Annotated in this window: 9 protein-coding genes and 1 other annotated feature; of the genes, 5 read left to right on the top strand and 4 right to left on the bottom strand. The window is 40.6% G+C overall.

The genetic code is table 11. The annotated features are described in order from the left end of the window. The first annotated feature begins 14 nt into the window (after positions 1-14). A complete protein-coding gene (gene spoVID, locus ABEV15_RS11805; protein WP_498853315.1) occupies positions 15-1,100 on the top strand; it encodes a stage VI sporulation protein D in 1,086 nt (361 codons plus the stop codon). Between the two features lie 15 nt (positions 1,101-1,115). Next, positions 1,116-2,024: an aminoglycoside phosphotransferase gene (locus ABEV15_RS11810; protein WP_498853316.1), complete on the top strand. Its 909-nt coding sequence runs from the start codon at positions 1,116-1,118 to the stop codon at positions 2,022-2,024. On the opposite strand, the gene ABEV15_RS11815 is transcribed toward ABEV15_RS11810, so the two are convergent. Further along, on the bottom strand, positions 2,009-2,191 hold the full coding sequence (locus ABEV15_RS11815) for a YszA family small membrane protein (RefSeq protein WP_498853317.1): 183 nt from the start codon (positions 2,189-2,191) through the stop codon (positions 2,009-2,011). The genes ABEV15_RS11810 and ABEV15_RS11815 overlap by 16 nt on opposite strands. Positions 2,192-2,326: 135 nt before the next feature. Beyond that, positions 2,327-2,549 (top strand) — a binding site (T-box leader). Between the two features lie 42 nt (positions 2,550-2,591). Between ABEV15_RS11815 and ABEV15_RS11820 the strand changes: the two genes are divergently transcribed. From ABEV15_RS11820 to ABEV15_RS11830, 3 genes are all read left to right on the top strand, one after another. Beyond that, on the top strand, positions 2,592-5,216 hold the full coding sequence (locus tag ABEV15_RS11820) for a valine--tRNA ligase (RefSeq protein ID WP_498853318.1): 2,625 nt from the start codon (positions 2,592-2,594) through the stop codon (positions 5,214-5,216). Between the two features lie 65 nt (positions 5,217-5,281). After that, positions 5,282-6,586, top strand: a complete 1,305-nt coding sequence (locus ABEV15_RS11825) for a bifunctional folylpolyglutamate synthase/dihydrofolate synthase (RefSeq protein ID WP_498853319.1) — start codon at positions 5,282-5,284, stop codon at positions 6,584-6,586. 58 nt (positions 6,587-6,644) lie between these two features. Beyond that, positions 6,645-9,461: a VWA domain-containing protein gene (locus ABEV15_RS11830; protein ID WP_498853320.1), complete on the top strand. Its 2,817-nt coding sequence runs from the start codon at positions 6,645-6,647 to the stop codon at positions 9,459-9,461. A 35-nt stretch (positions 9,462-9,496) separates the two neighbouring features. Here ABEV15_RS11830 and ABEV15_RS11835 read toward each other — a convergent pair whose 3' ends face one another. The 3 genes from ABEV15_RS11835 to ABEV15_RS11845 are packed head-to-tail and all read right to left on the bottom strand — an operon-like array spanning position 9,497 to position 12,256. Further along, on the bottom strand, positions 9,497-11,101 hold the full coding sequence (locus ABEV15_RS11835) for a hypothetical protein (RefSeq protein WP_498853321.1): 1,605 nt from the start codon (positions 11,099-11,101) through the stop codon (positions 9,497-9,499). Positions 11,102-11,112: 11 nt separating this feature from the next. After that, a complete protein-coding gene (locus ABEV15_RS11840; RefSeq protein ID WP_498853322.1) occupies positions 11,113-11,682 on the bottom strand; it encodes a PulJ/GspJ family protein in 570 nt (189 codons plus the stop codon). Then, entirely contained in the window at positions 11,666-12,256 is a 591-nt protein-coding gene (locus tag ABEV15_RS11845; RefSeq protein ID WP_498853323.1) for a prepilin-type N-terminal cleavage/methylation domain-containing protein, read from the bottom strand. The genes ABEV15_RS11840 and ABEV15_RS11845 overlap by 17 nt, the downstream gene beginning before the upstream one ends. Positions 12,257-12,286 lie beyond the last annotated feature (30 nt).

Here is a 12,286-nt window from a genome sequence, read left to right on the forward strand (position 1 = left end):
AAGGAGAGATGAGCATGTTGCGTTTTTCAATTGAAGAAGCGGTTGCTTTTCGGCGTGAGCATCACGTTGATCAGTTATTATCGATTTCGCTACAACCGACAATTACAATCGAGGAACAAGAAGATTACGTGTATATTCGCGGTGTGCTAGAACTATCTGGAGAATATACAAAACATGAAGAAGATGGAGAAGATGTTGAAACATTTGAACTCGGGCGATACATTGAACAAGTGCGTATGCGTGATGAGGAAACGGGTGAATTTTTACATCAATTTCCAATTGACGTAACTGTTCCAAAAGAGCGAGTCGATGATCTTGAACAAGTGTATGTGCTGATCGAATCATTTGATTATGACTTACGGAAAAACGAATTACTTCTTATTGCTGAAGTGGCCATTCACGGTATTCAAATGGATGATGATCGAGAAGACGAAGAAGAGTGGGATGCGTACAACGTAGACGACTTTGAACCGTTTGAAGCTGTTGCCCATCAAGAAGTATATGAAGAAGAAAAAGAAGAACAAGAAGAACGAGAAACAATCGTCAATGTACCGACATTTTATATGCTCCATGAAGAACAGGTAGCTGATAATGACGAACATAAAGAAGAACGGATTGATGTTCAAGGAGAGCATGAAGAAGAACAGGTAGCTGATAATGACGAACATAAAGAAGAACGGATTGATGTTCAAGGGGAGCATGAAGAAGAACAGGTAGCTGATAATGACGAACATAAAGAAGAACGGATTGATGTTCAAGGAGAGCATGAAGAAGAACAGGTTGATACTCAAAAGGGATATGAAGAAGAACAGGAGAGCAAGCGAGAAGAAACGTCTTTTCAACTTGAACTAAAAGGAAGGGAAACGAACGAAAAGCGAAATGAAAATGCGTTATATTTAACAAAACTATTTGGTAAAAATGAAGAACAGGCGTTTGCTCGTTTGAAAATTTGTATTGTCCAACAAGGCGATTCGTTGGACAAGATTGCCGAGCGATACGACGTATCTGTTCAACAGTTGTTGCGTACAAATCATTTAGAAAGCGGTGCGGATATACACGAGGGGCAGTTACTATACATTCCAACGCCAAGTAAAGTATAAAAGGGCGGCATGAAAATGAACACGATGCAACAACGTGAGCGTGTCCAAAAATGGAAAACGCCGAATGGAACATATGCGCTCAAACGAATGGAATCATTGGCGCATTGGCAGGCGATTGAGCAAGTCTACCGCTTACGCATACCGCTTGCCATTCCGATTTACGAACCGAAAAAGCGAGATGGGCAATGGTATTATATGATGCCTTGGCTAAAAGAAAAAACGGATCCAACATCGTCATTTTTTCACGATTTGGCGCTCTGGCATAAACATTCGTTAAAAGAAATACAAACGACGGAAACGGAAATCGAATCGTATTATAAGGAACGAAAAAGCTCACTTGAAAAAGCAAAACAAACATTAACTCAGTATATTGAACAATGTGAAAAACAATGGTATATGTCGCCGTTTCAACTGCAATGTTGCACTCATTTTCTCGACGTTATGCGCGCCATTTCGTTTTCTGAACATACGTTAAATGAGTGGCGCGAGCGAATGCGAGAAAAAAAGACGGTGCGCATTTGCTATATTCACGGTCGCCCGTCGTTTCACCATTATGTCGAGCGAGATGATGGCACATCGTATTTTATTAGTTTTGAACAAGCGCGTTGGGCTCCGCCATTTCACGATTTGCTTTTCTTTTTCCGACAATATTTGCATACGTATCCAATGAGGTGTGATGAGGCAGTACAGTGGTTTTCGCAATATGAACAAACATTGGCGCTTGAAGAAGATGAACGGTTATTATTTTTTCATTTACTTGTTGATCCACATCGGTTTGTTCGTCTCATTCATCGGTACGAACAACAACGTCATGAGCGACAACTAACCGCTGCTTGGCAACGGGCGCATTGGCAAATGAAAAATATCGAATATGTCATCGGAAAATGGGAAGAAGAAAAACAAACGAATCAAATCCAATCGTAATGTAAGGCGAGTGAAAGAAAAAAGAAAATGGCAAGTAAAATGACGTCGATAATTGTTGGAAATAAAACGGTGCGAATCGCTTGAACAACGGTAATCGGGATGATGCATTGTTCAGCAATGAAGCGCAGCTTTCTTAGCCACGGGTACGGATTGTAACGTCTACGCATATGCTCACTTCCTTTTCAAATGGTTAGCTCCACATATTGGAGCTTTTCTTTTTTATCATATGTATAAAGAAGTGAAAATGTGGCAAACCTTATTGACGATTCATATGATTTTTATATAGTATTATGTATGAATAGAAAAAAGCGAAGACAGGGAAGAGTACGGCGCAACCCGCCTTGCAGAGAGGGAAATCAGTAGCTGCGAGATTTCCTAGGTTTGTGGTCGTCGGAAGGTCGCCCTAGAGCTGCTTCTTTGAACGAAAGTAGGGGAAGCCGGTGCATCGCCGTTATCGATTTGAGTGCTTAAGCGTTGCTTAAGAAAAAAGGTGGTACCGCGAAAGAGTCTCCTTTCGTCCTTTTCGGATGAAAGGAGTTTTTTATTTTAGCGAAGGAGGGATTTTTCATGTTACCGCCAAAATATGACCACCGTACTGTTGAGGCAAACCGTTATGAATGGTGGTTAAAAGGAAAGTTTTTTGAAGCAACAAGTGACGAAAGGAAGAAACCATTTACAATCGTCATTCCACCGCCAAACGTAACAGGAAAGCTCCATTTAGGACATGCATGGGATACGACGTTACAAGACATTATTACGCGCATGAAGCGCATGCAAGGGTATGACGTCTTATGGCTTCCGGGCATGGACCATGCAGGCATTGCTACGCAAGCAAAAGTAGAAGAAAAGCTCCGCAACGAAGGAAAAACACGCTACGATTTAGGGCGTGAAAAATTTGTTGAAGAGACGTGGAAGTGGAAAGAAGAGTATGCTGGACATATTCGCTCCCAGTGGGCGAAACTTGGGCTTGGTCTCGATTATACACGCGAGCGCTTTACGCTTGATGAAGGATTATCGAAAGCGGTGCGTGAAGTGTTCGTTTCTCTATATAAAAAAGGTCTTATTTATCGCGGCGAATATATTATTAACTGGGATCCAGTGACAAAAACAGCATTATCGGACATTGAAGTCGTATATAAAGATGTGCAAGGGGCGCTATATCATATGCGCTATCCGCTTGCGGACGGCTCAGGTTATATCGAAGTAGCAACGACACGTCCAGAAACGATGCTTGGCGATACAGCCGTTGCCGTTCATCCAGAAGACGAACGCTACAAACACCTTATCGGAAAAACCGTTATTTTACCGATCGTCGGTCGCGAAATTCCGATTATTGGTGATGAGTACGTTGACATGTCGTTCGGTTCTGGGGCAGTAAAAATTACGCCAGCACACGATCCAAACGACTTTGAAATCGGAAATCGTCACAACTTGCCTCGCATTCTCGTCATGAACGAAGACGGTACGATGAACGACAACGCTCTTCAATATAAAGGGCTCGATCGCTTCGAATGCCGCAAGCAAATTGTGAGAGACTTACAAGAACAAGGCGTGCTGTTTAAAATCGAGGAACATATGCATTCGGTTGGTCATAGTGAACGTAGTGGTGCTGTTGTAGAACCGTATTTATCGACGCAATGGTTCGTCAAAATGAAGCCGCTTGCTGAAGCTGCGATTGAACTACAAAAAACAGAAGGAAAAGTGAATTTCGTTCCAGAGCGATTTGAAAAAACGTACTTACATTGGATGGAAAATATTCGCGATTGGTGCATTTCTCGTCAGCTTTGGTGGGGGCATCGTATTCCAGCATGGTATCATAAAGAAACAGGCGAAGTGTATGTCGATCATGAGCCACCAGCTGATATCGAAAATTGGGAACAAGATCCAGATGTATTAGATACATGGTTTAGTTCTGCGCTTTGGCCGTTTTCAACGATGGGCTGGCCGGATGAAACATCGGCAGACTATAACCGTTATTATCCAACGGATGTGCTTGTAACAGGATATGACATCATTTTCTTCTGGGTATCGCGCATGATTTTCCAAGCGCTTGAGTTTACAGGAAAACGTCCGTTTAAAGATGTGCTTATTCACGGACTAGTACGCGATGCACAAGGACGAAAAATGAGCAAATCGCTCGGTAACGGCGTTGATCCGATGGATGTGATCGATCAGTACGGTGCCGACTCGCTTCGTTACTTTTTAGCGACAGGAAGTGCACCTGGTCAAGACTTGCGCTTTAGCACAGAAAAAGTTGAAGCGACATGGAACTTCGTCAATAAAATTTGGAATGCGTCCCGTTTTGCGCTTATGAATATGGAAGGGTTCACATATGATGACATCGATTTACACAGCGAAAAATCGGTTGCCGATCATTGGATTTTAACACGTTTAAATGAAACGATTGAGACGGTAACAAAACTTGCCGATAAATACGAGTTTGGTGAAGTCGGTCGCGTATTATATAACTTCATTTGGGACGACTTATGCGATTGGTATATTGAAATGGCGAAATTGCCGCTATACGGCGAAGATGAACAAGCGAAGAAAACGACGCGCTCTGTTCTTGCTTATGTGCTTGATCAAACGATGCGTCTCCTTCATCCGTTTATGCCGTTTGTGACGGAAGAAATTTGGCAACAACTTCCTCATGAAGGAGAATCGATTACAGTTGCTTCGTGGCCACAAGTCCGTTCTGAACTAAGCAATCATGAAGCGGCCGAACAAATGCGCTTGCTCGTCGATATTATTCGCGCGGTGCGCAACATTCGCGCCGAAGTGAATACGCCGCTAAGCAAGCCAATTACGCTACACATTAAAGCGAAAGACGAGCAAATTGCGAATACGCTTCAAAAAAACCGCTCATATATCGAGCGCTTCTGTAATCCTAGCGAGCTTGTCATCGACACGACGATTCCAACGGTCGAGAAAGCGATGACCGCTGTTGTGACAGGTGCAGAACTAAGCTTGCCGCTCGAAGGGTTAATTAATATTGAAGAAGAAGTGAAACGTCTCGAAAAAGAGTTACAGAAACTCGATCAAGAAGTCGAGCGCGTGCAAAAGAAACTAAGTAATGAAGGATTTTTAGCGAAAGCGCCAGCGCACGTAGTTGAAGAGGAACGGAAAAAAGAACGAGATTATCTCGAAAAGCGTGAAGCGGTTCGCGCTCGTCTTGCACAATTAAAACAATAGTTTTATGATGAAGACGAATCCATTTTGGATTCGTCTTTCACTTTAGTAAAAGGGGGATTTTTTTCATGGTTCGTACATATAAAGAAGCAGTCGATTGGATTCATGGACGGTTAAAGTTAGGGGTCAAACCGGGACTTAAACGAATGGAATGGATGATGGAGAAGCTCGATCATCCAGAGCGTCGCATCAAGGCGATTCATGTTGGTGGGACGAACGGAAAAGGATCGACCGTTTGCTTTTTACGTCATATATTACAAGAAGCAGGTTATCGTGTCGGAACGTTTACATCGCCGTATGTCGAACAATTTAACGAACGCATTAGTATAAACGGAAAACCAATTAGCGATGTTGATCTGATCAAACTTGTGCAAGTCATTCAGCCTTTGGCAGAGGAGTTAGAACAGACGGAATTAGGTGGACCGACAGAGTTTGAAGTTATTACCGCCATGGCACTTTATTATTTTGGCAAAATGAACGTGCAAGACGTTGTCATTTTTGAAGTGGGACTTGGCGGACGCTTAGATTCAACGAACGTTATTTATCCGCTTTTATCGGTGATTACAAATGTCGGTTACGATCATATACATATATTAGGGAATACACTTGAACAAATTGCGTTTGAAAAAGCGGGCATTATAAAAGCTGGCGTCCCTTTGATTACTGCGATCGATCAGCCTGAAGCGCTGCGTGTCGTACAAGAAAAAGCAGCATCTGTGCGGGCAAAAGTATACGTCATTGACCGTGATTTTACTGTTTTTGCTCATGAGCCAACTGCGGATGGAGAACGTTTCTCATTGCAAACACCTTTCGCTTCATATGACGATGTGACAACAACGATGCTTGGGGCACATCAAGTGAAAAACGCAGCGCTTGCGCTGATGGTTGCCGACTATTTACGTACGTATTATTCGTTTCTGATTGAGCGTGAACATATGTACAACGGCATTCGAAAAGCAGCGTGGCTCGGGCGATTTGAAAAGATGGATGAACGTCCGCTCATCATTATTGACGGGGCGCATAACGAAGAAGGAATTGATAGCCTTGTGGCGACGATGAACGCTCACTATCCGAATCGCAGCGTGCACGTGCTCTTTACAGCGTTAGGGGATAAACCGGTCACAGCGATGATTCGAAAGCTAGAAGCGATTGCACAAACGATGACGTTTACAACGTTTGATTTTCCACGCGCTCTTTCCGCTGAGCAACTTGCGGAACAAGCGATGCATCCAAACGTGCAATGGACAAACGACTGGAAAAAATGGTTAAAAGAAAAACGAAAACAAGTCGCCAAAGATGATATTATTTTAATTACAGGTTCACTTTATTTCATCTCAAATGTGCGGAATTTTATAAAAGATAAATATAACTAAACGAGAGATTGTTGGTATAATAGATAAAAAGTAGGATTTTTGAAAGGGGGAGAGGTAGGTGAGGAGAAGCTTGCTACATTTCTTTTTTGTTTTCTCTTTTGTTATCCTCTTCAGCTGTTATTTTCCTGTACTGGGTCACGCTCAGACATCTCCGTCATTAGATTTCACAGTTGTTCCGTCCCAAAATGAATATGCAAAGCCTCCTAATGAGGATGCTATGGGAAGGCTGGATATAACCATTACTCCAAAAGGAAAAATTGATAACATCGTTCGCCCGCCGATTGATGTCGTGTTTGTTTTTGACATCTCCAACTCAATGGATGAATTTGGGACGGATCCTATGAAATTTCAAAGTGCTAAACAGGCATTAGCTTCGTCTATACATTATTTCAAGGCAAATGCTAATCCAAGTGACCGATTTGCTCTAGTCCCCTTCTCAGATGGTGTTAAGTATGATCGAGTTGTTCCATTTCCATCGGGTGTGTATAATGTTTCATCCCACTTAGAGACTATTTTAGAAACAGCCAATGGTTTAGTTGCTGGAGGGGGAACAAACTACTTAGCTGCGTTGCAAACGGCTCAGTCCTTTTTTGATGATTCTACTCGAAAAAAATATGTTATATTTTTAACTGATGGTGAGCCAACGGTATCAAAGGTAAAGGAAAAAGTGACATATGAAGTATGTGAAGGGATATTGTTGAAGATATGCTATAACCAGACAGCCAATTTAGATGTTGAATATAGATTGTTTAGTGATGGTATAACCTCTGAGAGAGTGATCTACTATCCAAGTGGAAGACAGTCAACTTTATCACAAAATTCAACAGATTATGCAAAATATAAAGAGAAAATACGTAGTCATGCGTTGAATATGTCTAAGGCACTTGGTAGTAGTAATGTCACACTTTACTCGATTGGATTCGGAAATAATCGAGATGTTGACTTAAATTATCTAGAGCGGTTATCGGCGATAACTGGTGGGATTGCCAAACAAGGCACAACACAAAACTTAGTAGAAATTTTCCAGGAATTTTCAAAACTTGCAATAGATCCAGTATTGTCAGGGACAATTCGCATTCCTCTTCATTCGTTCGATGGAAAGGTGCAAATTTTCGAAAATGGTAATGTATGGATTGATGATACTAAGACGAATGCTTACATTTCATTTAACGTCAATTATAACGTTGGTCAGTCTACACCTTCCCCAATAAATGTATCTGTGCCGATCGCGTTCAAGGAAAAAGGAACATATACGCTGAATGCAGAGATGGTTTATAGGGATGTGTATGGTGTAACACAACCGTCTATTAATAAGCAAGTTACGATAGTAGTAAAGGATGAAGTTCCACCGACATTTGACGGAAAAGTAGAGCTTCAAGGGGTTTCCCACGATGTTAGCGCCCTAATTAAATATGGAAATACTAACGGTGATTCTAACCAATTTGTTGCACGATATACGCTAATTCCTAGTGGCTATGTTGGAAGTGGTAAGTCAGGCTATTTAAGCAATATAAAAATTATTCAACCGCTTCCACAAGGAGTAACGGTGGCTGCTTCTCAAAATGTTAATGTTTACACTCAGGACGGTACAATGTATGCGGAACTTTTGTTGCCAGATAAGAAAGTTGATTATACAGAACTGAATAATACGTCGTTGAATGTTGATTTAAAATTACAGGTAAACTGGGCGATGGATGCAGTGCAATTGCCTCGGGCGACAGTTTCTTTTGAAGATAGTATCTATGGTCTAAGATCATCTGTATTGCCAATAGCTTCAAAGTTAATCGGGATGAAGGTGAGACTTTTAGAGTTCCCAAACATTTATTATGAAGGAGATAGCCGAGGACTCGTTTCTAAATGGCAGACACTTCCACTGACAACGAACTTGATTGCTGAAACGAAGCATCCTAATGATTATGGGTTACGAATGTTGCCAATCCAGTCATTATCGTTTAAGCCGGACAGCGACAATTATATTATTTTGGTAACTTACAAGGATGGCGAATCGGTTGAATTAAATCTTAAGCCTCAGTTAAAAATATTGAAGTCTGACAACGTAGAGATTCCAAGTGGATCTGTGGTAACAGAGCCTGTGAAGGTTCGGATTGTTGGATTTGTGGCAGGTGAAAATGTTTCTTATCAATATCAAATGGCTAACTTAAAGCAAAATATCAATTGGAGTTCACTAGTTGAGCCGTATGAAATTCCGATTACTGTTGACGGTTTAACGACGATTTCTGTTAAGTCATTTGGTGGATTTACAAAAGAGCCTAGCCTCTCATCTGTTTTTGTGACATACAACAAGTTGATTAGTAGCATCAGACTTGAGTACAATAGGGAGATGAATGTGGGAGATGAGCAGATTATTCGACCAGTCATTTCTCCAATTGATGCAACGAACCAGCAGTTACAGTGGAGTTCAAGTGACCCGAATATTGCTACTATTGATCAACAAGGAAAAGTGGTGGCGAAGAGACCAGGTGTTGTGAACATCACAGTTAGAACATTAGATGGAAGTAATTTGTATGAAAGTGCACAAATTCGAGTCATAGATCCTATTGTTTTGCTAGAAGGAATTCGTTTTAAACGTTCGATTTTGTATGTAACAGTTGGCACGAAGGTTTACCTCAATGAAGAAATTGAATTCATACCGAGTAATGCAACAAATAGAAAAATTGATATGAGTTCGAGCTCTCCAAGTTATGTTGCTGTTTTTGAACAAAACGAAAAATGGGTTTTAGAGGCAAAGGAGTTAGGATATGCAACAATCACGGCGAGAGCTAGAGATAACGAGATGATTTCGGCATCTATGCTTGTCATTGTAAGAGATAGGAATTTAGGAGATGAGTTTGAAGATAAAATGAATAAATGGTAAAAAGCAGACGCGAGGGTTTAACTCGTGTCTGCTTTTTATTTTACGCTCAATTCATCAATAATTACATGCAACCTTTTTGAAAATGGAAGACCTAATCCGCGATCGATCAAGACTTTTTTGTCGTGTCGAATGATAAAACGTGATTCGGACACATTTGTGAGTGTTAGATTGGAATTAGGCGGTTCTGACAGCGATGTTACCACTCCGCGATAAGCGTTTATGGTCACTCCCTCGCTGAATCCATCAGCGATTGTTTGCTCACTATTTCCCTTAGCGAACAATCCTCCTCTAATATTGATATACGAACCAACTGCATAAATTACAGCATTGCTCTCGGTATAGAAGTACCCTTGAAGATTTTCTTTTTCGAAACTGAAGATGTTATTAAACTCATTCACTCGATAAAGCTCTAGACGTCCTTTTGAAAGAATGACAACTTGTTCATTATCTAGACCTGAAATATTGGTATCATATATTGACGTTTTCCCTGTCACGTATATTGTAGAAGCAAGCTGTACTCCGGATTTTCCGTTTATAATCAAGTCCCCAAACACAATGATGTTTCCTTTTAACTTACTGTTGTTTCCTAAATATAGATCCCCATCTACAATAAGCCATTTGTCTTCTAAGTTAAGCTCTTCGTTTTCAAACACATAGGAAGGAGCAGATTGTAGAACGATAGATTTGCTATTCTGGTTGTTTTTAATAAAGTCTTTAAAAAGCATGACATCATCTACAAGAGAAAAAGCATCATTTGATCTCAGTTGGTTAAAAAGGAGTTCAGGATCTCCCGAATTTTTAATGTAGTTAGCATACTCATGGCTAAAAGGTTCAACTCCAGCTGCTAGCAATAGTTTATCCTTTAGCGTCCATGAGAAATCCACGTCAATAAAATCTTCTGTCTCCTTTTGAATAAGAAGAGAAGATGGTAGCTCATGTTCTGAGTAATTTAGCAATGAGTACTCGAATTTATTGTTATTTAGGTTGTAACAGCTCTTTGCCCCATTTCCGTGATCGCATCCATAACGTTTTCCATTGGCGAACAGTATGCTTTTTTCGCTCGTCGTCGGGAACGTCGTTTGAACCGAATAAAGCGTAGAGTTGTAAATATAATTGGCTACGTTTGTGACGTATATATCTTTTCCTGCGTATATGTCCCCGTCAATATAAGCCCCACCGTTTAACGTCACATTTTCTTTTGAACCGAGGGCGTATTTTAAAAAGCTCGGTGCATTTGTAATAATTACTTCACGTGATACCGTTTTTTTTTCGTATGGGGCGGATATACGAAAAACACGTGTAAATAATTTATTGCGGGCGATTCCTTTTGCATCGGTGATATCTTCAATTGTGACGCTATGGCGTTTCATGAGTTCACTTAAAAAGCCAGTTTGTGCATTTCCTAAATCGAGATCGAGTTGCAATGGAGTTGATAACGACAACTGTTCAACTTTTACTTTTAACTCGGCGACGGTTTCCTCTACCGCTTTTACAGCATCGTGAAGCGATGTGACATCCTCGACGCGCACTTGTGTAAAATTCGCTTGATATATGCTAACAGATAAAATGGTAAGTCCAATGATAAAAAAGACAGTGACCGTTAACATAACGAGTACAAGGCTATATCCTTTCTCGTTCACCTCTTTCCCCCCTAAAAGCCAAATTGTGATTGCAACGTAAACGGTTCAATATATAACGGATCATCTGGATTGCGATGGTCTTTATCTTGAACGGATAAACGAATCGAAATGACACCGCTTTTACATATGTTTTGTTGTTCTCGCATGCATTCGTATTGAAATTTAGACTGTTCGGGAACGATACGTAAATTGGATGACGTGACTTGTTTCCCGTTTATAAGTAATGTCTCGTTTGTTTTATCTATCGTGATTTGTAACGTTTGACCAGCTTGCTCTTTGTCTTCCACGAGCCCTGTATTTTTATCAATCTCTTTTTTTATTTCATTCACAAATGTTAGTGTATCATCGTTTGATTCGTCTATTTTTAAACCGTCTGGCGCAAATGCATATAGTTCATTAAAAATCGTTGTCATTAATATATCCGCTTCGCTTCGTAGCTGATTTTCAATGCCAATCCGTTTATACGCCTTCGTTCCCGCTGTAAATACGCCATATGCAGAAGCGGCAATAATCGATGTGATCGCTAAGCCGACAAGTAGTTCAATAAGCGTAAGTCCACGTTCGTTAGCGAATACTTTCATTGGCGATCACTCCTTTTAAGACGATCAGTTCGTTATTTGAACGGACGGTGACATATAAACGAAGTAAATAGTCGCTTACATTTTCTTTTATTTCCTTTTCGTTTTGAATCGTTTGTTTTAAAGGGTCAGGAAATTCACTTGGTGGGTTGTTTTTTATTTGTGACCATATAGCTCGATCGTACGGAATAATCCAAGCTTGTACGTCCTCTTTATCGTATGTGACGCTGTTTACTGTCGGTGAAAAAACGGCTTCACATACAGTTCCGTCCGGGAATATGGATGTATTGGAACATGATGAAGCATCGAAATGGATAAAAGGTGTTTGTTCGGTGATATGTTTATCGACATATGCTTTCATCGTTTGAAAGTCAAGTCGTTCCATATAATGAATAACACCGCGAGCGATATTGACAGCAACCGTTTTTGATTGATTATACGCGGTGTATGTCATCGCATTTGTAAAAAACAAAAACATGCCGCTCACAACAAAAGATAAAATAACGATGGATAATAGTACTTCAATTAACGTAAAAGCACGTTTGTCATAAAAAATATTCATTTTCTTTTGACACATTTTCCTTCCCCTTCTTTTAAAATACATAAC

Origin of the sequence: Bhargavaea massiliensis (assembly GCF_050480245.1) — a bacterium.
Taxonomy (GTDB): domain Bacteria; phylum Bacillota; class Bacilli; order Bacillales; family Anoxybacillaceae; genus Anoxybacillus.